The 24173-nt window shown below is 59.1% G+C and carries 24 protein-coding genes; 14 read left to right on the top strand and 10 right to left on the bottom strand.

From position 1 onward, the window contains the following. Position 1 precedes the first annotated feature (1 nt). From rsxD to gloA, 5 genes are all read left to right on the top strand, one after another. A complete protein-coding gene (rsxD, locus tag ACB037_RS00485) occupies positions 2-1054 on the top strand; it encodes an electron transport complex subunit RsxD (protein WP_371174756.1) in 1053 nt (350 codons plus the stop codon). Between the two features lie 43 nt (positions 1055-1097). Further along, complete coding sequence (rsxG, locus tag ACB037_RS00490) at positions 1098-1730, top strand: electron transport complex subunit RsxG (protein ID WP_043156385.1); 633 nt, start codon at positions 1098-1100, stop codon at positions 1728-1730. Positions 1731-1746: 16 nt separating this feature from the next. Beyond that, entirely contained in the window at positions 1747-2505 is a 759-nt protein-coding gene (locus ACB037_RS00495; protein WP_010674312.1) for an electron transport complex subunit E, read from the top strand. A gap of 14 nt (positions 2506-2519) precedes the next feature. After that, a complete protein-coding gene (nth, locus tag ACB037_RS00500) occupies positions 2520-3161 on the top strand; it encodes an endonuclease III (protein WP_005302279.1) in 642 nt (213 codons plus the stop codon). Between the two features lie 77 nt (positions 3162-3238). Continuing rightward, on the top strand, positions 3239-3646 hold the full coding sequence (gene gloA, locus ACB037_RS00505) for a lactoylglutathione lyase (RefSeq protein ID WP_010674310.1): 408 nt from the start codon (positions 3239-3241) through the stop codon (positions 3644-3646). Between the two features lie 69 nt (positions 3647-3715). Here the strand turns inward: gloA and ACB037_RS00510 are convergent, their stop codons facing one another. After that, positions 3716-5347: a methyl-accepting chemotaxis protein gene (locus tag ACB037_RS00510; RefSeq protein WP_010674309.1), complete on the bottom strand. Its 1632-nt coding sequence runs from the start codon at positions 5345-5347 to the stop codon at positions 3716-3718. Positions 5348-5642: 295 nt separating this feature from the next. Between ACB037_RS00510 and ACB037_RS00515 the strand changes: the two genes are divergently transcribed. The 6 genes from ACB037_RS00515 (at position 5643) to ACB037_RS00540 (ending at position 10281) form a co-directional block, all read left to right on the top strand. Continuing rightward, positions 5643-6572, top strand: coding sequence for a ZIP family metal transporter (locus tag ACB037_RS00515; RefSeq protein ID WP_336578567.1), 930 nt, complete (start codon positions 5643-5645; stop codon positions 6570-6572). After that, on the top strand, positions 6569-6712 hold the full coding sequence (locus ACB037_RS00520) for a hypothetical protein (RefSeq protein ID WP_371174757.1): 144 nt from the start codon (positions 6569-6571) through the stop codon (positions 6710-6712). Before ACB037_RS00515 ends, ACB037_RS00520 begins: the two co-directional genes overlap by 4 nt. Before the next feature lie 142 nt (positions 6713-6854). Further along, positions 6855-7613, top strand: a complete 759-nt coding sequence (locus ACB037_RS00525) for an ABC transporter substrate-binding protein (protein ID WP_010674307.1) — start codon at positions 6855-6857, stop codon at positions 7611-7613. 100 nt (positions 7614-7713) lie between these two features. Continuing rightward, positions 7714-8406, top strand: coding sequence for a 5'-methylthioadenosine/S-adenosylhomocysteine nucleosidase (gene mtnN / locus ACB037_RS00530; protein ID WP_010674306.1), 693 nt, complete (start codon positions 7714-7716; stop codon positions 8404-8406). A gap of 26 nt (positions 8407-8432) precedes the next feature. Continuing rightward, positions 8433-9365, top strand: coding sequence for a cobalamin biosynthesis protein (locus tag ACB037_RS00535; RefSeq protein ID WP_371174758.1), 933 nt, complete (start codon positions 8433-8435; stop codon positions 9363-9365). Further along, positions 9358-10281, top strand: a complete 924-nt coding sequence (locus ACB037_RS00540) for a cobalamin-binding protein (RefSeq protein ID WP_371174759.1) — start codon at positions 9358-9360, stop codon at positions 10279-10281. Before ACB037_RS00535 ends, ACB037_RS00540 begins: the two co-directional genes overlap by 8 nt. A 52-nt stretch (positions 10282-10333) precedes the next feature. Here ACB037_RS00540 and ACB037_RS00545 read toward each other — a convergent pair whose 3' ends face one another. The 7 genes from ACB037_RS00545 to ACB037_RS00575 form a co-directional block, all read right to left on the bottom strand. Further along, on the bottom strand, positions 10334-12421 hold the full coding sequence (locus ACB037_RS00545; RefSeq protein WP_371174760.1) for a 6-hydroxymethylpterin diphosphokinase MptE-like protein: 2088 nt from the start codon (positions 12419-12421) through the stop codon (positions 10334-10336). After that, complete coding sequence (locus ACB037_RS00550; RefSeq protein ID WP_233462864.1) at positions 12421-12747, bottom strand: hypothetical protein; 327 nt, start codon at positions 12745-12747, stop codon at positions 12421-12423. The genes ACB037_RS00545 and ACB037_RS00550 overlap by 1 nt, the downstream gene beginning before the upstream one ends. Continuing rightward, positions 12744-13166, bottom strand: a complete 423-nt coding sequence (gene fliS / locus ACB037_RS00555; protein WP_139736563.1) for a flagellar export chaperone FliS — start codon at positions 13164-13166, stop codon at positions 12744-12746. The genes ACB037_RS00550 and fliS overlap by 4 nt, the downstream gene beginning before the upstream one ends. Before the next feature lie 20 nt (positions 13167-13186). Continuing rightward, positions 13187-14581, bottom strand: a complete 1395-nt coding sequence (gene fliD, locus ACB037_RS00560) for a flagellar filament capping protein FliD (protein ID WP_139736564.1) — start codon at positions 14579-14581, stop codon at positions 13187-13189. A gap of 34 nt (positions 14582-14615) precedes the next feature. Further along, positions 14616-15080 carry a flagellar protein FlaG gene (locus tag ACB037_RS00565; protein ID WP_233462862.1) on the bottom strand — a complete coding sequence of 155 codons (465 nt, stop codon included), beginning with the start codon at positions 15078-15080 and terminating at the stop codon, positions 14616-14618. Positions 15081-15121: 41 nt separating this feature from the next. After that, a complete protein-coding gene (locus ACB037_RS00570) occupies positions 15122-16039 on the bottom strand; it encodes a flagellin (RefSeq protein WP_139736565.1) in 918 nt (305 codons plus the stop codon). Positions 16040-16667: 628 nt separating this feature from the next. Next, a complete protein-coding gene (locus ACB037_RS00575; RefSeq protein WP_139736566.1) occupies positions 16668-17588 on the bottom strand; it encodes a flagellin in 921 nt (306 codons plus the stop codon). A gap of 382 nt (positions 17589-17970) precedes the next feature. On the opposite strand from ACB037_RS00575, the gene ACB037_RS00580 reads away from it, so the two are divergent. Both ACB037_RS00580 and ACB037_RS00585 read left to right on the top strand, forming a co-directional pair. After that, entirely contained in the window at positions 17971-18603 is a 633-nt protein-coding gene (locus ACB037_RS00580) for a trimeric intracellular cation channel family protein (RefSeq protein ID WP_010674287.1), read from the top strand. A gap of 101 nt (positions 18604-18704) precedes the next feature. Then, positions 18705-19097 (top strand): hypothetical protein, encoded by a 393-nt coding sequence (locus tag ACB037_RS00585; RefSeq protein ID WP_039038657.1) that lies wholly within the window; start codon positions 18705-18707, stop codon positions 19095-19097. A 75-nt stretch (positions 19098-19172) separates the two neighbouring features. Here the strand turns inward: ACB037_RS00585 and thiI are convergent, their stop codons facing one another. Beyond that, a complete protein-coding gene (gene thiI / locus ACB037_RS00590; RefSeq protein ID WP_010674285.1) occupies positions 19173-20621 on the bottom strand; it encodes a tRNA uracil 4-sulfurtransferase ThiI in 1449 nt (482 codons plus the stop codon). Positions 20622-20785: 164 nt separating this feature from the next. Here thiI and ACB037_RS00595 point away from each other — a divergent pair, with 164 nt between their 5' ends. Then, entirely contained in the window at positions 20786-21745 is a 960-nt protein-coding gene (locus ACB037_RS00595) for a hypothetical protein (RefSeq protein ID WP_371174761.1), read from the top strand. 88 nt (positions 21746-21833) lie between these two features. Here the strand turns inward: ACB037_RS00595 and pbpC are convergent, their stop codons facing one another. Further along, a complete protein-coding gene (pbpC, locus tag ACB037_RS00600) occupies positions 21834-24155 on the bottom strand; it encodes a penicillin-binding protein 1C (protein ID WP_371174931.1) in 2322 nt (773 codons plus the stop codon). Between the last annotated feature and the right edge of the window lie 18 nt (positions 24156-24173).

Below are 24173 nucleotides of genomic sequence, written 5' to 3' on the forward strand. Positions count from 1 at the left end.
CATGTTCAATATCGCGAGTGCGCCTTTTGCCCACAACCGCAAACAGACCCAGACCCTGATGGTGCTGGTGATCCTGGCCTGCCTGCCCGGCTTCCTGGCGCAGACCTGGTTCTTCGGCTGGGGGACCCTGATCCAGATCCTGCTGGCGCTGGTCACGGCCCTGGGTTCGGAGGCCCTGGTCCTTCGCCTGCGCGGCCGCCCCGTCAAACCGGCCCTGCTGGATGGCAGCGCGGCGCTCACCGCCGTGCTCATCGGTCTCTCCCTGCCCCCCCTGCTGCCCTGGTGGATGCTGGTGCTGGGCACGGCGTTCGCCATCATCATCGCCAAGCATCTCTATGGCGGGCTCGGTCAGAACCTGTTCAATCCTGCCATGGTGGCCTATGTGCTGCTGCTGGTCTCCTTCCCGGTCCAGATGACCAGCTGGCTGCCCCCCTCCAGCATCGCCGCCTACGACATCGGCTTCGCCGATGCGGCCTCGGTGATCTTCACCGGCTTCAGCCTCGACGGCTACAGCATGCTGCAGCTCAAGCAGGCGGTGGATGGCCTGACCATGGCCACGCCGCTGGATACCTTAAAGACCGGACTGACCCAGGGACTGACCGCCACCGAAGTGATGACCCACAAGGTCTTCGAGGGCTGGGGTGGTATCGGCTGGAGCTGGGTCAACCTCGGCTACCTGCTGGGAGGCCTCTTCCTGCTCCAGCAGAAAGTGATCAACTGGCGCATTCCGACTGCCGTGCTGGGCGCATTGCTGCTCGCTGCCACCCTGGGCTATCTGGCCACCCCGGATGCCACCGCCACCCCCATGCTGCACCTGTTCAGCGGTGCCACCATGCTCGGGGCCTTCTTCATCGCCACCGATCCGGTGAGTGCCAGCACCACCGCAAAGGGGCGCCTCGTCTACGGTGTGCTCATCGGCGTGCTGGTCTATGTCATCCGCCGTTTTGGCGGCTATCCGGATGCCTTCGCCTTCGCCGTGTTGCTGGCCAACCTGTGCGTTCCCCTGATTGACAGTCTGACCCGCCCCAAGGTCTATGGAGCCCGTCGCAAATGAACCCACATCTGAATTGCCGCAGACGCGAGACAGGGAGCCTCCCATGTTGAAAAGCATGCGCAAGAATGGCCTGACCCTGGCCCTCTTTGCCCTCGGCTGCACCGCCATGGTGGTGCTGACCAACGAACTGACCCGGGATCGCATCGCCCACCAGCAAGAGCTGGAGAAGCTGCGCACCCTGCAGGCCCTGCTGCCCGAGGGGAGTTATGACAACGATCTGGTGGCCAGTTGCAAGCTGGTCAGCAGCCGGGAATACCTGGGCAGCGATGAGCCCATGCCCCTCTATACCGCCACCCTCAAGGGGGTGCATACCGGCTACGCGCTGGAAACCGTGGCCCCCGATGGTTACAGTGGAGCCATTCGCATGGTGGTCGGCACCGATGCCAAGGGGGCCGTCAGTGCGGTCAGGGTGCTGGCCCACAAGGAAACCCCGGGGCTTGGTGACAAGATAGAACTGAAGAAATCCAGCTGGATCGACAGCTTCACCGGCAAGTCCCTCACGGCCGACAACGACACCACCTGGGCGGTGAAGAAGGATGGCGGCGAATTCGACGCCTTCACCGGGGCCACCATCACTCCGCGGGCCGTGGTCAAGGCGGTGAAAAATTTGCTGAGGCTGCAACAGGAGCACCCCGAACTGCTGCACGATGCCCCCTCCTGCCATACCAACCCCTAACGCCGGAGCACACGCTATGGAACAAGTCGACGTGATTGACACGGCCAGCCAACCCGCCGGGGAAAGTGGCCGCCGCGAAGAGCTCAAGGAGCTGATGCTGCAGGGACTGTGGAAGAACAACCCCTCCCTGGTGCAGGTGCTGGGGCTCTGCCCCACCCTGGCGGTCTCCTCCACCTTTACCAATGCGTTGGGGCTCGGCCTTGCCACCATGGTGGTACTGGTCTGCTCCAACCTCGCCGTCTCCCTGGTGCGCAACTGGGTGCCCAAGGATATCCGCATCCCGGTCTACGTGATGATTATCGCGGCCCTGGTGACCAGCGTGCAGCTGTTGATGAACGCCTACACCTACGGCCTCTATCAGGCGCTCGGCATCTTCATCGCCCTCATCGTCACCAACTGCGTCATCATCGGCCGCGCCGAAGCCTATGCCTCCAAGAACCCGCCCCTGCTTGCCGCCCTCGACGGCTTCATGATGGGGCTGGGCTTTACCCTGGTGCTGCTGGTACTGGGGGGCCTTCGCGAGATCATCGGCATGGGCACCCTGTTTGACGGTGCCGAGCTGCTGCTGGGTGACTGGGCCAAGTCATTGCGCGTCGAGCTGTTCCACGCCGACGCCAGCCTGCTGCTGGCGATCCTGCCCCCCGGCGGCTTCATCGGCCTCGGTTTGATGATCGCCGGCAAAAACGCCATCAACGACTGGATGGGCCGCAAGCAGAGTGCCGAGAAGGCCCACTGCACCGTGCCGGCGGCGGGCGCCCGCACGACCCAGCTCTGAGACAAGAGAGAGCCATGAACAACCAGAAACGCAGGCTGATCCTGGAGCGGTTGCGCGATGACAACCCCCATCCCACCACAGAGCTCAACTTCACCACGCCCTTCGAGCTGCTCATCGCCGTGCTGCTTTCGGCCCAGGCCACCGACGTGAGCGTCAACAAGGCCACCGACAAGCTCTATCCGGTGGCCAACACCCCCCAGGCCATGCTGGATCTGGGGGTGGACGGGGTCAAGGAGTACATCAAGACCATCGGCCTGTTCAACACCAAGGCCGAGAACGTCATCAAGACCTGCGCCATTCTGCTGGAGCGCCACGGCGGCGAGGTGCCGGAGAATCGCGAGGCCCTCGAGGCCCTGCCCGGCGTCGGCCGCAAGACGGCCAACGTGGTGCTCAACACCGCCTTCGGCTGGCCCACCATCGCCGTCGACACCCATATCTTCCGGGTCTCCAACCGCACCGGCTTTGCAGTGGGCAAGAACGTCGATCAGGTGGAGGAGAAGCTGCTCAAGGTGGTCCCCGCGGAGTTCAAGCTGGACGTGCACCACTGGCTCATCCTGCACGGGCGTTACACCTGTCTCGCCCGCAAGCCCCGCTGCGGCTCCTGCATCATCGAAGATTTGTGCGAATACAAAGAGAAGGTCTATCCCGAGAGTTGATCTGCAGGCCTCTGCGGATCCGGTCTCGGGCCATGGATTCAAGGCAGTACCAATCCACCAACCCGGAGAATTGAGCAATGAGAATTCTGCATACCATGTTGCGCGTCGGCGATCTGCAACGTTCCATCGACTTCTACACCCGAGTGCTGGGCATGACACTGCTGCGCAAGAGCGAGAACAGCGAATACAAGTACACCCTGGCCTTCGTCGGCTACGGCGACGAGAAGGATGAAGCCGTCATCGAGCTCACCTACAACTGGGGCGTGAGCGAGTACGAGCTCGGTTCCGCCTATGGTCACATCGCCCTGGAAGCGGACGACATCTATGCCACCTGCGAGGCGCTGCGCGCCGCCGGCGCCAAGATCACCCGCGAACCGGGCCCGGTGAAGGGCGGCACCACCGTCATCGCCTTCGTGGAAGACCCGGACGGCTACAAGATTGAGCTGATTGCCAAGAAAGACGCCGGTACCGGCCTGGGCGCCTGAGCCCACGCCGCCTGGCGGTGAGAAAAACAACGGGGCCCAGGGCCCCGTTTTCATTGGCTGCAACCACCGTCAGGCCAGACGGAAGCGCCCCATGCTCTGGCGCAGACCCGCCGCCAGCTGGCTCAGCTCCAGACAGGCTTTGGCGGTGTGATCCGCGCCGGTCGCGACCTCGTTGGAGGAGTCGTTGATGCGCGCCACGTTGCGGCCCAGCTCATCGGAGACCGCATCCTGCTCGCCACAGGCACTGGCAATCTGGATCGCCATGTCGGCTATCTGGGCCACCGCCTCTTCAATCTGACGAATGCCCGCACTGGTGCGTTCGCTCTGGCTCACGCACTGGCGGATCATCTCGCAGCTCTGGCCGGTCACCGACTTCGCCCGATTGGCACGGGCCTGCAGGGTCTCGATGATGGCGACGATTTCGCCGGTGGAGGCCTGGGTACGCCCCGCCAGGGTGCGCACCTCGTCGGCCACTACCGCAAAGCCGCGCCCCTGCTCACCGGCACGGGCCGCCTCGATGGCGGCATTGAGTGCCAGCAGGTTGGTCTGGTCGGCAATGCCGCGAATGACATCCACCACCAGGTTGATCTGGGCAGACTCTTTCTCCAGTTCACTCACCAGGTTGCCCGCCTGCTCCATCTCACCGGCCACCCGGGTGATGGCATCCAGTGCCCCCTGCACATCCTGACTGCCGCGACGAGCCAGGGCATTGGCGGAGCTTGCCGACTCCGAGGCCACCTCGGTGTTGCCCGCCACATCCGCTACCGTCGCCTTCATCTGGGCCATGGCGGTGGCGACCTGGGCTATCTCCTGCTGCTGGCTCTGGATCCCCTGGGATGATTGCTCGGAGACCGCGCTCACCTCCTCGATGGCGGCCCCCAGCTGGGTCACGGCGGCGGCCACCTCCTCGATGAGCCCACGCAGGTTGTCCTGCATCTTGAGGGAGGCGCTGGCCAGCATCCCCAGTTCGTCCTGCCCGATGTGCTGGCGATCCAGCCGATGGGTCAGATCCCCCAGGGCGATGGCATTGGCCTGGGCCACCACGGCTTGCAGGGGCAGGCAGATCTGGCGGGTGAGGAACCAGGTCATGACCCCCATGAAGATCAGCAGGGTCGCGATGCTCACCACGGCAAAGGTCATCACCATGGTGACGCTGCCAAGCAGGCTGCCACGGTTCTCTTCCACAAAGCCAAGATTCACCTTCACCAGGGCACGCACCGCCAGCTCCAGCTCGGTGTAGAGCCCGTTCGAGCGAAACAGCGCCTCCCTGGCCTCATCCCTGCTGCCCTGGAACAACAGGGCATCCACCTGGTTGACGGCCCCCAGATATTGCAGCCACTGCTGCTTGACGCGGTTGAAGGCCTGGCGTTCATGCTCGGCCCCCACGGTTGCCTCGTAGGCATCCATGACCTGCTGCACCTTGCCCAGGCTCTCCTGGATGCGGGCGCGGCGAACCTGCCTGTCGACGGCATCTTCCACCATCAGCAGGGCAAACTGGGCACGGCGCACATAGGAGACGTCGTAGAGCAAGTTGTCCACCGAGAGCACGCTTGGCAGGGTGGAGTCGGTGAAGTTCAATACCCGATCCCGAATGTCCCGCAGTTCGGTGGCGAGAAATAGGCCGAAGACGGCGTTGATGACAGCAATGACCGCAAAGACGGCGGCAATTTTCTTGCCGATGGAGAGATGCTTGTAAGACATGTTGGCTGGTGATCCTCGACTGCAGATGTGCAGTGACACAATGATCACATCCGTGTAAGCGGTGACCCGAGACTCCTGACGGGAAATGACGATGGGAGCGAAGAGAGGGGATCCCTTGCTTCCCGCTCGCCCCACGCCGGGCCTTGTGCCCGCCACGAGGCTGCCAGCACAGGAGCGACCAGCTCGACGCAAAACTTGAGCCGATTGCCACAATCGGTCCGCCGTCATGGACAAAGCAGGGGCCAGGTTATGTAATGGCCGCTCGTCTCTCCCCATTCCTGTCTTCAGAGGCCCCATGGACAACGTATCGACCCTCTCCCCTTCCTGGTCTGTCCAACTGCGCGAGCAGATAGCGGATCGCCCCCTCATCGCCCTGGGGCTGCTGCTCGCCCTGGTCGCCGTGCTGCTGCTCCTGGTGCAGAGTCTCGTCATGCTGGCCGCAGGGGAGATAACGCCCGGGGTACGCTATGGCCTCATCGGCGGCGCTGCGGGTTTTGCCGCCACGGCGCTGGGCGCCCTGCCTGCCCTGTTCCTGCGCGCCGTTCCCCAACGGGTGGAGGATGCCATGCTGGGGTTCGCCGCCGGCATGATGCTGGCGGCGAGCGCCTTCTCCCTGCTGCTGCCGGGGCTCGAGGCCGCCGAGGGGATCACGGGTGACGGCTTCCTCGCCGCCGCCGTGGTGGTGGCCGGCATGACCCTCGGGGTGCTGCTGATGCTGGGACTGGATCAATTCACCCCTCACGAGCACGACAAGACCGGCCCCTGTGGTCCCGGCCATGAGAGCTGCTCACGGGTCTGGCTGTTCGTCTTCGCCATCGCCCTGCACAACCTGCCCGAAGGCATGGCCATCGGGGTCAGCTTCTCCCAGGGAGACATGACGGTGGGACTGCCCCTCACGACCGCCATTGCCCTGCAGGACATTCCCGAAGGGCTGGCGGTGGCGCTGGCCATGTGCGCAGCCGGTTTTCGCCCGCTGGTGGCCGTGCTGGTCGCCATCGGCAGCGGCCTGCTGGAACCGCTCGGCGCCCTGCTCGGGGTCGGACTCGCCAGCGGCATGGCCATCGCCTACCCCATCGGCCTCGGGCTCGCGGCCGGTGCCATGCTGTTTGTTGTCTCCCACGAGGTGATCCCGGAAACCCATCGCAACGGCCACCAGACCCACGCCACCCTGGGGCTCATGGCAGGCTTCGCCCTGATGATGACGCTGGATACAGCCCTGGGATGAAACGCCGATGCCCCATGCAACCCGTGGTCTCCCACGAAGTGATCCCGGAAACCCACCGCAACGGCCACCAGACCCACGCCACCCTGGGCCTGATGGCAGGCTTCGCTCTGATGATGACCCTCGACACCGCACTCGGCTGATCACCCCCCTCAAGCCCCGTGCGCCTAGTGACGACAGCGCGAACCCCTTGAAATAAGAGGGGGAAATCGCCTAATGTTGAGCCCCCGGCGCCCTTTGACTGGTTGATGTACGGCGCCTGAATCCCATCGGAAGCCTGCCCGGATGACCCTCAGGATAATCCTGCTGCTGTGTCTGCTTGTCCTCACCGCCAGGGCCATTGGCGCCACCGAGGTCTTTCATACGGCTGCGCAGCAGGCGTCGTCCCCCAAGTACGTGACGCTCCCCGACGGGCATGTCGGCGGGATCTGCGTCGATCTCTTCCGGCTCATGGAAGCAAGGGAGCCTGCCCTTCGCATTGAGGGAGATCAGCGCTTCCTGCCGCTGCGACGGCTGGAAAAGAAGGTGCAGCACGGCCAGCTGGACTTCATCTGCGGCGTGGGGGAGAGCCCGGCCAGGCGGGATCACTTCATCGTCCTGACCCCCGCCATCTTCACGGTGCGCTACCACCTGGCGGTGCGCCGTGACGATCCCGTCGAGATACGCAGCTGGCAGGATGTCAGGGCCCTCGGCCAGGCGGGCATCATCCTCATCAACCATGGCAGCGGTGCCATCGCCCGGCTCCAGGACATCGGCGGCCTCATCATCGACAGCGGCGGGATCAGCAACCAGGCCAACTACGAGAAGTTGTTGATGAAGCGCGGCCGTTTCGTCTACTACCGCTCCCCGGGGTTTGAGTCCGACTTGCGCGAACAGGGGCTGGCCGACAAGATCCGCATCCTCCCCACCGTGATGGAAGAGACTCCCTTCTACATCCTGTTCCATCGCCACAGTGCCCCCGAGCGCCTGACCCTGTTCGCCAACACCCTGCAACGGCTCGCAGACAGTGGTGAACTGGCCGCCCTGGCCAGACGCTACCCCTGACCCCCCATCCGCGCCATCGCAATGCTCGGCGCCACCGCCAAGTTTTGCTATCATCCACGCCAACTTTTTCGGCCCAGCGGCCATCGAGACGAGGTAGATGATGAAAGTAGGTATTATCGGCGCCATGGAGCAGGAAGTGGCCCTCCTGCGCAGCCAGCTGAGCGAGCCCACCACCCTGCAACTGGGCGGCTGCGAGTTCTATCAGGGCAAGCTGGCCGGTAAAGAGGTGATCCTGACCCGCTCCGGCATCGGCAAGGTCGCCGCCAGCGTCGCCACCAGCCTGCTGCTGGAGAAGTTCGCTCCCGATTGCGTCATCAACACCGGTTCCGCCGGCGGCTTCGCCCAGGATCTGCACATCGGTGACGTGGTCATCGCGAGCGAGATGCGCTTCCACGACGTGGACGTGACCGCCTTCGGTTACGAAATGGGCCAGATGGCCCAGCAGCCCGCCGCCTTCCCCTGCGACGAAAAACTCATCGCCCTGGCACAGGCCTGCATTGCCGAGCAAGGCAAGCACCAGACCAAGGTCGGGCTCATCTGCACCGGCGATCAGTTCATGTGCAAGCCGGACGCCATCGCGAAAGCCCGTGCCGACTTCCCGCAGATGCTGGCGGTGGAGATGGAAGGGGCCGCCATCGGCCAGGTGTGCCACATGTTCAAGGTGCCCTATCTGGTGGTACGGGCCATGTCGGACATCGCCGGCAAGGAGCAGGTGGAATCCTTCGATGCCTTCATCGAGGTGGCGGGTCAACACTCCGCCGAAGTGATCATCGCGCTGCTCGGCAAGCTGTGATCGACGCCCCCTCCTGGGATGTCCTGATGACCGCCCTCGCCTCCACGATGGCGGCCATCATGGTGGGGGCCGCCCTGCTGGAGGCCCTGCTGCCCTGGCCCGCACGCTTTCGACCCGGCGCAGCAGTGCCTCTGCTCACCCGCCTCGGCCAGAAGGTCTATCGCCCCGACGGCACACCACGCCAGCAGAGCCAGGCCGGGCTCCTTGCCCTGCTGGTGGTCTGGGTGCCCTGCGCTGCCGGTCTCTGGGCGGTGCGCAATCTCTCCCTGTCCGAGCCCCTGTTCGACCTCCTGTTCCTGCTGCTGATGCTCGAATCCCGCCCCTTGCGGGAACTCGCCCGAGGGAGCCGCGCTCTGGCAACCCAGGAGACGCTGGCCGTGGCGAGGCTGCAGGTCGCCCCCTGGCTCAAGCGGGAAACCGGCAAGCTCTCGGTGATGGGGTTGAACAAGGCGGTGAGCGAGACCTGCGTACTGCGCCTCGTCGGTCAGTGGGCCGCCCCCCTGCTGGGTTTTGCTCTGGCCGGGGTACAGGGTGCCCTGCTGGTGCGGCTCGCCCAGTTGACCCATCTGGCGTGGAACCCCAAGCAGAACGCGTTCGTCCACTTCGGCCGCCCGGCTGCGGCGCTCTATCAGGGTTTCTGCGCCCCTGCCATCCTGCTGCTGGCGCTCCCCCTGTGCCTGACCCAGGTGCGCGGGCTGGGCAACAGAGTGCGGCCTGCGCTGCATTGGCCCCATCCCGCCATGGGGGTCCTGCTCGCGCAGCTGGCCCGGGCGACGGGCAGCCGACTCGGCGGCCCCCGCTACTATCAGGGCCAGCTGGTGCGCTTTCCGGTATTTGATGAAGGGAGCGAACCCGATGCCAACCTGCCCCTGCGCCTGCTGCAGCGTCTGCAACTGACCGGCTGGGGCTGGCTCGGGCTCTCGCTGCTCCTGACATGGATGGCGCTAAATCATGGCTGATCGCGTTTCCCTTCGTGCCCTGGGCCTGCTTGTCTGCATGCTGGGCACCTCACTGTGCGCCATGGCCACCCCGCCGCAGCGCATCGTGAGCCTCACTCCCCATCTGACGGAACTGCTGTTCGATATCGGCGCTGGGGATCGCGTGGTCGCCACCGACGATGCCTCCGATTACCCCGCCGAGGTGGCCAACCTCCCCAGGGTGGCCAACTATCGCAGCATCAACCTCGAGGCGCTGCTGGCCCAGAAGCCGGATCTGGTAGTGGCCTGGCGCTCCGCCCAGGCCCGCATGCTGAGCCCGGTCGAGCGCCTCGGCATCCCCGTCTTCTACTCGGAGCCCACCGACTTTGCCTCCCTGGCCACCGAGATGCGCAGCCTGGGGCACCTGCTCGGGCTCACGCCCAGAGCCGACGAGCAAGCCCGCGCCTATCTGACCCGGCTCGACGCCCTGGCTGCGCGCTACGGCGAGCCCAAACCCCTGTCGGTCTTCTATCAGCTCTGGTACCCGCCGCTCACCAGCGTCAATAATTCGACCTGGCCGGGGCAGGCCATCACCCTCTGCGGCGGACGCAACATCATGGCGACGGCGGGAGCAGCCTACCCCCAGGCCGGGCTGGAGCAGGTGATCAAGGCCAATCCCGGGCTTATCCTGGCTGGCGGCCAGGATCCTTCCGTGCTGGATCACTGGCGGCAGTGGCCCATGCTGGACGCCGTCAAACACCAACGGCTCGCCCTCATCAACGCCGATGAACTGCACCGCTTCACCCCCCGCGCCCTCAACGCGGTGGAGCAGATATGCGAGGCGATCGAGATTAAAGGCATCAGAGACCTCCAACAGCATCCCCAAAAAGACCTGATATTTAAACCGCAGGACAGACGCTCTAAAGAAACAGAAACAAAGCACCATCTTGGTCAGTGACAGGTGATTACTGTATTACTAAAGCGGTTTAAACGCTTTTGCAGACGACACTTTATTTTTTGAATAGTACAATAACTTCATTGTCTATCATATCGACACTATCGAGAGCTCTTGGATACATTTTTTTTGCTTCAGCTAAAAACTCTAGCCATAAGTCAATTGCTGGCTTCATAAGATGTAGAGCTTTGTCTTCGTCTTCAATCGAATAAAGAATTGTACTAAGTAAGGTAAACACATAATTCATAGAGCCGATCATGACTTGTGATATGTGCCGCTGATTGGTAGAGGAAATTTGCGAAAGATAATTAAAATTGCGCAACATCAATTGATTTATTTGATTGCGGGACGAGAATACTTCTTGCCACTCCCCCATCATTTTATCTACAAAATAGTTAAAATAGTCAACATCTATAAGAGGTTCAAAATTTTGTTTTGACAACGGGATGGGGGAAAACAATCTAGTTATTTCATCAAGTATGATGTGTTTATTAATAGGATGAAATAATTTCACCTCACTGGCTGGCAATGCTTTAGCCCCTTCAATTTTCACACCGTCACTACAGTTGAAACATTGTACATTTTCATTTGTAGAAAGAACCTGTTCGACAACCCTACGAGAGGTATCAAACATAATATTACTAATTATCTCACCACCAAAATTCCCCTCACGAGACCACTGTTTATCACTATACATTAGATTACCAAGAGCCTTAGCATTATCTTCATTGTTATAGTATGAACTATATCTAGAATGATGATGCCCTTTATTTTTATAACCATTATCTAAACCAAACAGATAAAGGTTTGTAAAACCAAGATAAATTGGCGCACTAACTCCAATATTTCCTACCAGAGGATTCACTCCACCAATTACAGCGTAGTGAGGTAATGTAGGGAAATTGGTTTGATAGACAGAAGACCCGGGCTCACCGGCTTTAAAAATCAAAGCCGATTGCTTAAACAAGGTAGAGCAATCTGGATGAATAACATCAGTACTCAAGAAAATAATATCATGAAGATATTCTGGGTCGTTTAGATTAAGTAAAAAGTCATAAACTATCTTTGTGCGCTCTGTCGCAACATATATATCTGGCTTTATACCTATTTTGTGTAAAGCTGATATTGCACTACCACAAGCGACCAATATGGCATTATCTTTGTGTTCCTTTATTACATCCAATGCCTCATCTAAAGAAGGTCCATTTCCAATAACAAAGACAGGGGCCCTCTGATATTTCGAGGAGATCTTCTCTCCTTTTCGTAAGAAAGGAACCGAACGCTCAATATTGGTAATGCTATGGGATAAGGCTATCAGGTTATCATCAAAAAAACCCCAGCCCATCACCAATAAATAATACTCTTGTTGTACTTTTTCGATCAAAGCCCTTATCTTGTCATTTTGGTAGCCCCACATAATAAAGGAGTTGGCTGCCAAAAATGATCCTCGTCTATGAATCGCTGACGAAAAATCCTTCACTATTGTTTGTTCATCCTGCCCCAATAGAATATGAACACCTAGGTTTTCTTGATGCAGGTAATCAAGTAAAGGCGCCCAATCGAAGCAATATAATGAGGCGTAAAATAGGTCCAGGTCCGGCTCGAAGAGGAACAGAGTCCCAATCTTGCACCTTTCATAGAGATAACCAAGGTGGTATCCGAGACCAACGCCAAACACGAGGGCACTGGGGACCTCACTGGGGACATACCCAAGCAACGTCTCATTTTCACATATCTCGTCAAGATAAATATTCAATTTATTTAGATACTCAACGTGCATAAAGCCAAGAGGATTTGTCTCTTGGCTAAATGACAACTTTGATAGAGCACCCTTTTCTATAAACTCCTTCACCAACGTTTCACAAATAAGATAGGGTTCAGCACCATAAACGGCAACACTCTCATCAACCCACATCAGGTTGGGTTGACCATTTTCAGTACAAAATATTTTGAAAGGACGGGTAGGCTGATAAGCCTCATAGATGTCTGCAATATTGGGGATATATTGACGAAAGGCCCCCATATTCTGTTCAAAGCGCAATGGTAGTGCTATCGCCATGGCAGCTTCCTGCTCAGCTTGCTGTTGCAGTCGCTGCGCATCATGCTCGGCTTTACTCAAAGCTACATCTATATTGAGTGACATCAGTACTCCTTGCTATTCACACGATAGGCTTGGCCAGCTTTACTGGCTCTTCCAAACAGGGCCAATTGTTCGAAAATGGCATGATGATGAGTGGCGGCCAAGTTTCTCATGGCCTCTTCCTGAACGGACAATCTGACGGCCATAACTGCAGCAGCCTGTTGCTGTGCATCATCGCTACTAGCCAGCACAACCAGCTTCTCAATCAAGACAAGCCTGTCATCCATACATTGCAAGGCATCATCATATTGCTGCTGCTGCAACAACATTTCTATGAGACCGGCATTCTCGTTCAGTGCATTTTCGAGCTCGGCAAGCCTAGTGCTCATAGCTCACCCAACTGCTGTCTCATCTGATAGCCTTGGTTTTTTTCGGTCTCAGGCAGTTGATCCCAGCCTGACTTGATGGTCAGCATGAGTGTCATCACCTCTTCAAGAGGCTCCGTATCCCGATTCAAGCTGGCATCCCAGACACGTTCATCCATATAGGCATAAAGCCCATACAGATCCTCCGCCATGCGTCCCTGGCTCATGTCCAACGCATCCTGCAAACCATGAAGCAACCCTTGAGCCTTGGAAATTGCGATGGATTTGGCCTCCATATCGTTGCGCTCTATAGCACCCTTGGCTTGGGCCAAACGTTCCAAGCAGCCCTGCATCATTAGCTGAATAACGCGATGGGGGTCTGCAGTGGCCAGATCGGCCGCCAAATTACCCGCTGTATATGCTTTGATATTGCGCTTGTACATAATTTAACACTCTCGATCTATCAAGACTTCTGATAACTCGTCTGCAATGTTGCCAATGCAGAAGCAGAACTGTTCATCTTGACCAACAAGGCATCTAGACTGCCGTACTGGGCGCGCAATGCCGCTTCATACTTCGTCAACTGGGCATTGGCCGTCGCCGTTTTTTGGGTCAGCGCACGCAAATCCGAATTCAGGACATCTTCTCGTTGCGCAAGCATGCCGCCGCTCTTGGTATATTCTTTCAGGCCGGAATTAAGGGTAGATGCCAGCCCCTTCTCTCCCCCAAACAGGGCCACCACCTGATCGAAGTTCTTGTCGACAGCTTCCCCGAACTTCGTCTTGTCGAGGGACAGTTTTCCCTTGTTGTCCATCTTGATGCCAATCTCAAAGACGGTGGAATAAGTACCGCTGTTCTGAGAAGGGCTGACCAGCAGGTTGCTCATGAAAGACTCGATCGCTCGGGTGGTGGAATCCCCGGCCAGAGCCCCGCCATCGTCCTGCTTCACACCACCCACGAAGGTGTTGCGTTTGCCCAGGGAATTCATCTTGTCTTGCAGAGTGTTGTAACCATCCACGAACTGCTGGACAAGCTCCTGAATGGAGGTCTTATCGGTCGTGATATCGACCTTGTTTGCCTTGAGATCCCCCGCACTGTCTTTATCCGACACGCGAAGTACCGTCACCTTGAGATCCTGAATGGAATCATCAAAGGTGTTTGTATCACTCTTGAGGACGTTGCCATCCACGTTAATCTCGGCACTGCTGGCTGCCCGGGTCTGGCTCATCACACCGCCACCGGCTTCGAAGACCCCTAGCTCGGCGTTATCGCCGGTGATGGTCAAATCCTTGCCGTCTCCCGAGATACCGGAGTCGATCACCAGCTTGGCCTTGCCATCAGCCGTGTTTACGATGTTGACACTCAGGCCGAAGTTATCGCCATTGCTGTTGATGCTTTTACGGATATCTTGCAGGGTGTCCCCAGCCTTCACATCAACCTTGAACGTCTTGTCACCCGCCTTGAAGGTCAGTTGCCCATCCTGAGTCGCCAGAGGGGTGGTCGAACTGTCGAAGATCCCCTCCTGGCGGCTCGTTTCCGCCAACTTATTGACGATGATGTTGTATTGACCGTTGGAAGCACCAGACTTGCCCTCCACCTTCAAAATGGGGTCATCTTTGCTCTGGGTGATGTTGATGGCGCGTTTGTTGAACGCACCTGGCGCACTCAATTTATCAAGAATGTCGGTAAAGGCAGAGATGGAGGATTTCAGCTGACCGATGCCGGACAAGGTGATCTGGGTGCTGTTCTGCTTGGTGATGATCGGCTGTTGCAACTGGGCCTTCTTGGCTGACACACTCGCCGAAATCACACTCTCAAGATCGATTCCAGACCCTGCTCCCGCTGAAGTAATTGCCATCACATCCTCCTGTCTATCGACTTAACATATCAGGTCACACTAGGCCATCGAACAACAACCCGGAGAGACTTGGCAAGTTGTTCCCAGCTTGTTCCATTGCCTGCAACCTCTTGTTCATCAAGAGCATTTCTTCACTCGGGATCTGTCGAATAACCTGCTTGGTATCCACATCAATGACCTTGATGACCGGCTGCTCCAGCTCGGGAACCAAGCTGAAGTTGATCGTCCATCCCTTCATCTTGCTCAGGTTGTCCAATCGTTCTTGCAATTCTTGGGCCTGTTTTTCTATATAGGCCTTATCAATGCTCGGCTCGGCTGCCCTGATGTGTGCTAGTGGTTCCTGCGATGCCTTGGCTGCCGACTCGACGCCTTTCTGTTCGACTACATCATGTCCATCCGCAACGGATACGGATGAAGAAGCAGACATGGCGGCCTGAAGGCCGCCATGTTGAGTTAGCGTCGAAGTAACAGAAGGCATGGCTATCATTTCATTGGCCATCTGCTGCTCCTCATATCAATGATGTTGACGTTAAGGCCCGCTTAACCCAGCAGCTGCAGTGCAGACTGGGGACGCTGGTTGGCCTGGGCCAGGATGCTGGAAGCCGCCTGTTGCAGGATGTTCTGCTTGGTCATGTTGGCGGTTTCTGTCGCAAAGTCTGCATCGCGGATACGGGAACGTGCTGCGCTCACGTTTTCCGAGATATTGGCCTGGTTGCGAATGGTTGAGTCCAGACGGTTCTGCACCGCCCCCAGCTCAGCACGCTTGCCATCAACTACTTCCAACATAGCATCAGCTGCGGCCAGAACGGCTTGGGCCTTGCTCTGAGTACTAATACTGATGCCACCTGCACTACCGCTAACGAAGATTAGAGATATACCAGTCGCAGTTGTCACACTACCTGCAGGGCCAGATACGATATCAATCGTAGTCCCCGCAGCTTTTGCAATCCCAGAAATGCTGAACCCTCCGGCTTGAGACAAGCTAAACCCAATGGTCTGATTGGCATCAGCCCCGACTTGGAATTTACCGCTGTAGTTACCATCCAGCAGCTTGGTGCCGGCGAAGGTGGTGTCCTTGGAGATACGGTTGATTTCGGCCCCGAGCTGGTTTACTTCCTTCTGCAATGCAGCTCTGTCCTTATCAGAGTTGGAACCGTTGGCTGATTGTTGTGCCAAGGTACGCATACGCTGCAGCATACCGGTCACTTCATCCATAGCCCCTTCTGCAGTCTGCGCCAGGGAGATACCGTCGTTGGCGTTGCGGTTGCCCTGGTCCAGACCGTTGATTTGGGAGGTCAGACGGTTGGAGATCTGCAAACCCGCGGCATCATCTTTAGCGCTATTGATACGCAGGCCAGAAGCCAGACGAGTGTAGGAAGTATCCATCGACTTGCTGGTATTCATCAAATTACGCTGAGCGTTCAGTGATGAAGTATTGGTATTGATATACATGGCCATAAAAAATTTCTCCTGATGAACAAGAAACTGCGGGCCCTGCAGATGTCATAGACAACTAGGTTCCCACCGTTCAGATGGACAGCTTGAACGAGTCTGCCTCATCTGGCGGGCCCTCTGTTTGAACAGACACAGGACCCGCAGTTGCGCAAATGCTGGATTTCCGAACACCCCTCAATTTGCTTCATACTCTGTAACGGCATTCCCACCAGAAGCTTTAGGAAATTTATTGCCGCCTTCATAGATAAAGAGGCAAGAGCTCTCCGCTTACAAGAAAGTTGCTATAGAACGAAAGAGCATAGCCTCCTTTATGACACTGTTTAGTGCCGTAGCTATGTGTGAAATACCAAAACTGCAGAAAGTTGGCACAACCTGTGCTAAGTATGAAGTGACGTCGCTTCTCTGACGCCCATAAAAAAGGCCGACAATGTCGGCCAAAGAAGAGCTTACGCTCAGGAGAACAACCTCGAGGGTGACAGAGTGAACGATCTGCGCAACACTCGAGGGGTATACCAATAAGAGAACTTCTCTTTCGATAGAACAAGGCGTAAATCCGAACACCCCATTGTTCCATCTTGTTTACCAGGGCGGCCTGAACAACCGCCCTTTTCTTTTTCTCGGCTTCAGAACCTTAGTTCTGCAGCAGGGAGAGCGCAGACTGCGGACGCTGATTGGCCTGGGCCAGGATGCTGGAAGCGGCCTGTTGCAGGATATTCTGCTTGGTCATATTGGCGGTCTCGGTTGCAAAATCTGCATCGCGGATACGAGAACGGGCTGCGCTTACGTTTTCCGAGATATTGGCCTGGTTGCGAATGGTGGAATCCAGACGGTTCTGCACCGCACCCAGTTCTGCTCGCTTGCTATCTACGACTTCCAACATAGCATCAGCAGCAGCCAAAACGGCTTGGGCCTTACTCTGAGTGCTAATACTGATCCCACCTGCACTGCCGCCAGTGAAAATAAGGGAGATACCGGTCGCTGTTGTTACACTCCCTGCTGGACCAGACACAATATCAATCGTAGTTCCTGCAGCTTTTGCGATCCCAGAGATACTAAACCCCCCTGTTTGCGCCAAACTAAACCCGATTGTTTGGTTGGCATCAGCACCTACTTGGAAAGTACCGCTAAATGAACCATCAAGCAGCTTGGTCCCTGCAAAGGTGGTTGCAGTGGAGATACGGTTGATCTCGGCACCCAGCTGATCCACTTCTTTTTGCAGGGCTTCACGATCCTTGGCGGAGTTGGAACCGTTGGCGGATTGTTGAGCCAGGGTACGCATGCGTTGCAGCATACCGGTCACTTCATCCATCGCCCCTTCAGCAGTCTGAGCAAGGGAGATGCCGTCGTTGGCGTTGCGGTTGCCCTGGTCCAGACCGTTGATCTGGGAGGTCAGACGGTTGGAGATCTGCAGACCTGCCGCATCGTCCTTGGCGCTGTTGATGCGCAGGCCTGAGGCCAGACGGGTGTAGGAGGTATCCAGGGATTTGGTGCTGTTCATCATGTTACGCTGAGCGTTGAGCGATGAAACGTTGGTATTGATATACAGACTCATGATTTTTCTCCTAAGCTATTAAAATTTAACTTTAATTCACTCAGGCTTTATTGTGTTTTGTGCCTGATATGTTTAGTTAACGGCGCCTTTTCACAAGACTTTAATTTCTTTTTTCTGCCTTTCTGGCAGTAATCGCCGCCTAACCTATATATCGGCCTCTATTCCTCACCCTTGAGAAAAAAATTGGGATTTTTTGTCACCTGACAGCCCGCCCCCCGGGCCATAGTGGCCACAGCCCGCATCAGACAAGGCGGGAGCGTGATCTTCACCCAGCCTTCAGAAACCGGCGCTGGCTCCCACTTTTGCACGCCAGCATTGCTCATCCCCACACCTTGCCCCTAAAATCGCCGCCCCATCATCTATTGGACGTGAGTTGTTCTCCATGCAGACACTGGTTGAGCAGATTGTTTACATCAGCGACATGTTTGGTACTGCGGTATTCGCGTTTTCGGGCGTACTGGTGGCCGGCCGTCTCAGGATGGATGGTTTCGGTGTCATGGTGCTGGCGGCGGTTACCGCCATCGGGGGTGGCACCATCCGCGACATGATCCTGGGGGCAACCCCGGTCTTCTGGGTACGCGACCCCCTCTATATCTGGGTGGTCATTACCACGGCGCTCATCGGCATGTGGATGGTCAAACTGCCCCGCCGCATGCCCTGGTATGTGCTGCCGGTGGCAGACGCCTTCGGGTTGGCGCTCTTTACCGTGATCGGGGCACAAAAAGCCCTCAACTTTGGTACATCGGGGCTTATCGCCGTATTGATGGGCACCATGACGGGGGTTGCGGGCGGCATGATCCGTGACGTGCTGGCCCGGGAAGTGCCCATGGTGCTGCAAAAGGAGATCTACGCCACCGCCTGCATTCTGGGCGGCATCCTCTATACCCTGTCGCTGGAGGTCGGGGTAGACAGGGTCAGCGCCATGCTCATCAGCATGCTCGGGGTGTTTGGTCTGCGGGTGGCGGCCATCTACTGGCACCTCTCCCTGCCCACCTTCTCGCTGCAGCGCAACTGAGAAGCCTCAGAGTGGGCGAGATCCCATCCCGGCAGGGACAAGATTGAACCAAGCCGGCTTTTCTGTTGTCATACAGGGGTCGTTTCAAGCCGGAAAACCTCATGCAAAAACTTGGGCTCATTACCACGCTTGTTCTGATGATGGTGGCAGCGGCTCATGCGGGGGCACAGGCCCTGTTCGGGCGTCTGGCATCCACCCCGGTGCAGCAGTTCAACCAGCAGATCCGTCAGGCGAGCAGCAGTCAGCAAGGCTGGGTCAACGACTATCGCGAAGTGGCTCGCCGCTTCGTCGGCCATAAAGATGTACCCACCCGTATCCATGCTCAACAGCTGGACAACGATCTGGTGCTCTCGGTGGCCCTTGATGGCCAGCGTAGCGACATGCTCTACATCCTGACCCTGTTTCGCAGCAACAACCTGTGGCAGATGCGTCAGGCCGAGATGGGCTGGCGCTGTCAGGGTCAGGAAACCTTCACCCCGGTCCCCTGCCCCTGAGCATCTACCTTCATCCGAGTGAAATAAAAAATCCGGCGCCTTGGCCGGATTTTTTATACGCGTCTTGCCGTCACATCACGGACGGTAGACCTTGACGTTGGCAAAGCCCTTCTCTTTCAGGTAAAGCGCCTGCAGCTTGCTCATCACGCCGCGATCGCAATAGAGCAGGTAGGTCTTCTCTTTCGGCAGATCACCAAAGGCGGTGGCCAGCTTGAAGAAGGGGATATGCATGATCTCGCGCCCTTCCACCACCAGCGGCTTGTCGTCATGCTCCTCCATGGAGCGAATGTCCAGGATCACCTCGTCGTCACCGCTCTCGGCGGTGGTCTCCACCTCCTGCACCTCGGCGGCGGTCTCTTCACCGATGCGACGAATGTCGAGGTAACGGGCCTCGGCCACCACCTTGTCCAGAATGGCAAAGTCGAAGTTCTCCTCTTCCGCCTCGATGCGGGAGAGCTCGGCCTTCACGGTCGGCTTCTTGGAAATCACGCCGCAATACTCCGGCATGGTCTCCGCGAACTCCAGGGTGCCGATGCGGCGGGCTTCGCTGATGATGTCCGGCTTGTCCCAGGTGATGAGCGGGCGCAGGATCACCTTGTCGGTCACCCGGTCGATGACGTTCAGATTGGTGAGGGTCTGGCTGGAAACCTGGCCAACGCACTCGCCGGTCACCAGGGCCGGGATCTGGAACTCGTCGGCCACCTTGGCAGCGGCACGCATCATCATCCGCTTGAGCACCACCCCCATCTGGCCGTTGTCGATCTTCTCGAGGATCTCGGCCACCACGGGCTCGAAGTCCACCGCGGTGAAGCGCACCCGGTGGGAGGAGCCGAAACGGTTCCACAGGTGATAGGCCACCTGCTTGACGCCAATCTCGTGAGCCGCCCCACCCAGATTGAAGAAGCAGTAGTGCACCCGGCAGCCGCGCTTGATGAACTGGAAGGAGGCGACACCCGAGTCAAACCCGCCGGAGAGCAAGCTCAGCACATCTTCCTGGGTGGCGATGGGCATGCCGCTCAGCCCCTGGTGGATGGCGCTGACGATGAAAAGCTCCTCGCCATCGATCTCGAGGTTGATCTTCACATCCGGGTTCTTGAGGCGCACGCCGTTGCTCACGCAGTGCTGGTTCAAACCACCGCCCACGTAGCGCTCCACTTCGAGGGAGGAGAACTCGTGCTTGCCGTGGCGCTTGGCACGCACGCAGAAGGTCTTGCCCTCGAGCTGATCACCCCAGACGGCCTTCACCTGCTCGAAGATGTCGTGCAGGTCGGTAAACTTGCTGGCCTGCACCTCGAGGAAAGCCTGAATGCCGGGGATGCAGGCCAGAGCTTCGATGGCCTGCTCGCGGAACTGGTCATTGCGGGAACTCACGATCAGCTTGTCCCAATCCATCCGCACCCGGGCATCGTCGTCGAAGCGGCGCAGGACATTGCGGATATTGCCCTGCAGGATCTTGATGAAGCGCTGGCGAACCGACTTGCTCTTGATGGTGATTTCAGGGAACAGCTTGATAATGAACTTCATGGTAATGACTCGGGTGGCCTTGATTTAAGGGCGCGAATTATATCAGAACTTTGTGACCAGCGCCTACTGCATGAGCGGCCGCTCACATTCCCCCACGCAAAGTTTGCCGCATCCGGGCAATCATGCGTATATTCCCACCCCTGCATCTTGGCAACACAGCATCCATGAAAACCCATATCTACTACCCCGGCATGGAGGTACGCGACGAGCTCTGGCTCAAGTTTGCCCTGCTCTATCTGGAGCGGCTCGCCTTCGTCTTCACCGTCAGTGAGAAGAGCGGTCTCACTGCTCTGCTGGAGACCCTGCGCCAGCAAACCGACCTGCTGGCCGAGCCGCCACAACCCGCCTTCTTCGCCCATATCACGCCACAGGTCGAGAGCCAGATTGCCGGCCTGGTCGCCCCCGATTTTGTCCGCCACAAGGTGTTTGGCAACAGGGAGCTGATCGCCCGCTGGCGTTCAGCCCCCAACCACGACTGCTTCTGCCCGGCCCAGGCGGGACTGGAGCGGCTGCACGGGTTTTGTCTGACCCACGGCTTTGCGACGCAGGATGAAGGGGGGATCAGAATGGCGCGCCGCTTTGCCAACCTGCTTTCCATGCGCCTCGCCCGTGAGTGGGCACTCGCCAATGACGGCGCCCTCATCACGGATCACGACTATCTGGATCGGCTGCTCCACCTGCTTGAATCCCGCTACCACAATCGCGGTGGTCAGGATTGCTTCCACCTCGAGATCCCGCTGCAAGTGCCCACTCACCTGGCCGACATCCCGTTTGCAGAGCTCATTGCCCTGCGGGGGCGAAGCGGCTTTCGTCAGCAGCTCGCCGAGTTCCATCAGTCCCTCGATGCCCTGCTCGCCATGCTGGGCAGCGGCTACGCCGAACCCGCCGTGTTGACCCGCTTCGAGCAGGCCCAGCAGGGGTTCACACCCTTGCTGGGACCCGAGACCGTCACCCTGCCGCTCACCACGCTCGTCAGTACTGGCTTACCGGCCATGGCGATGATCCACCACCTCAAGGGGAGTCACCCACAGAGCAACCTGGTGTTTCATCCCATCAAGAAGAGCCACTTCCACCAGCGCAAGAGCCGGCATTTCTTCACCCGGCTGGGGCAGGTCAAGCCCTGACTCCCCGCCTCAGCCGGGGAATCGACAATCAATTGACGGCATCGGGACCATCCCCGATGCCGTCAATATTTTGGCGCTCACCACGCCCTCAGGAGGGGGTTTCCAGCCGAAACTCGATGCGATCGCTGTTTCCCGCCTCATCCACCACCACCAGCTGATAGCGACCCGCCTTGCTCACTACTTGATCCCCGTCCCAGCGCAGCCGCTGGCCGTTGAGAAACCAGGCCGGCTTGCCGACACCGCCGAGCACCCTGGGCTGCAACCGATAGCGCTGACTGCGGATAAGGTTGCCCTCCCCCAGTGCCAGGATGCGGATGGGGGCCTGCTGCTCGGCGCTCTGCCCCTCCCCCGCGCAGCCCCTAGCAAGCAGCGCCTGACGCCGCTCGCCCGGTGAGCGCCACGGCTCCAGCGACAGCGGCCAGAGCGCTCTAAAAGTGGATTGTGCCGCATCGGGGCAGCGGGTCAGCGTCGGCTTGCCGTCGACAGTGAGCGCAACCTGGCGCAGCGGCGAGGGCCAGTCCATGGGATCCGGCAAGGTGGGAGGATCGCGCCCTTCCAGCAGCCAGGCGCTCTGATGCTGCAAACAGGCCTCAGGCAGGGTCGCGCTCCCCTTGCGCCCCAAGGGCCAGCAGATCTCCGCTTCGCTCACCGTGTTGGGTTGTGCTGGCAGGGGACTGTTGTCCGAGAGCCGCGAATAGACAGAGAGCAGCAGTGGCACTGCCGCACTCTGGCCGTAAAAACCGGGCATGGGGGTGCCATCGGGGCGCCCCAGCCAGACGCCGATGGTCCAGCGACCGGAGACCCCCATGGCCCAGCTGTCGCGATAGCCATAGCTGGTGCCGGTCTTCCAGGCCAGTCGGTTGACCCGGCCGGTCGCCTCACTGGCAAAAGGTTGATCTGCCCGTCCCTGGGCACTCAAGATTTGCCAGATGATCCAGGCGGCCCCCGGGCTCAGCAAGGGGCGCGACACCGCCTGCTGCCCCGCCAGCCAGACCGGCATCGCCACCTGCCCCTGCCGGGTCAGCGAGCTGTAGAGCGCCACCAGCTGCTCAAGCCGAATGCCCGCCGCCCCCAGCGCGATGGCCGGATTGGGCTTGTCGGAGAGGGCCAGCCTCACCCCGGCGTTGTCGAGACGGCTGACCAGTTTGTCGGGCCCCAACGCCTCCAGCACCTGCACCGCCGGCACGTTGAGGGATTGCTGCAGCGCCTGGGCAAGGGTCACCGGCCCCTGAAAGGCACCGGAGAAATTGGCGGGGCGATACTCCGAGCCCAGCCTTGGCGCATCGGAGAGCAGAGAGGCCGAGTGCACCAACCCTTCGTCCATGGCCAGACCGTAGATGAAGGGCTTCAGCGTAGAGCCGGGAGAGCGGATCGCCTGCACCATGTCGAGGTAACCGTGGCGGCGCAAATTGCCATACTCGGCGCTGCCCACATAGGCGCGCACCGCCATGGTTTTGTTGTCTACCAGGAGCAACGCCGCTGAGGTCTGTTCGGGGAAGCGACGGATATAGCTCGCCACCCGCCCCTCCAGCCAGCGCTGCAGATCCCCGTCTATGGTGGTGTGCACCAGGGCCCCTGCCTGATTGTCGGCGGCAAGGCGGGCAAAGAGCGGCGCCTCCATCGGCGTGAAGTGACCGCGGGCCAGCACCGGCTCGATACGCCCCTCCAGCCAAACCTGCTCTGGCCAGACGCCCTGCGCCACCAGCCGCTGCATCACCTTGTCACGGGCGGTGCGGGCCCGCTCGGGATGCCGGTCCGGCCGGTTCCGGCTGGGAGCCTGCGGCAGCACCGCCAAGAGCGCAGCCTCGGCATGGGTCAGCTTGGCTGCACTCTTGCCGAGATAGGCAAAACTTGCGGCCTGCACCCCCTCCAGATTGCCGCCAAACGGTGCCCGGTTGAGGTAGACGGTAAGCAAGGTGCGCTTGTCATAGTGCCACTCCAGCTGTAGCGCGCGCGCCATCTGGCGCAGCTTGCCGGGCACGCTTCTGTGGTAGGGCTCGATAAGGCGTGCCACCTGCATGGTGAGGGTCGAGCCCCCCGACACAGCCCGCCCGTAACGCAGCCACTGCCAGACCCCGCGCACCATGGCCACCGGATTGACCCCGGGATGACGCCAGAAGTAGCGATCCTCGTAGCCCAGCAGCGCCTCGATATAGCGAGGGGAGACCTGCTCCAGGGTCACGGGGTAGCACCACACGCCGCTGGTATCGGCAAAGGCGCGCAGCGGTCGCCCCTTCATGTCGAGCACCACCCGTGCGTAGGCAGGGTCGAGTGGCGGCGGCGGGAAGAGTCTATCCAGCGCCAGCAATGACAGCAGCAGTGCGACAACGCCCAGCACCGAGCAACGCAGCCAGCGTGGCAGGCGACCAAGCCAGCGCCAGCAAGCGTGGCCAGTGCGACCCAATTTCAGCCAGCCACGCTGCCAGAA

It is taken from the genome of Aeromonas sp. S19(2024) (assembly GCF_041402625.1).
Classification (GTDB): Bacteria; Pseudomonadota; Gammaproteobacteria; order Enterobacterales; family Aeromonadaceae; genus Aeromonas; species Aeromonas caviae.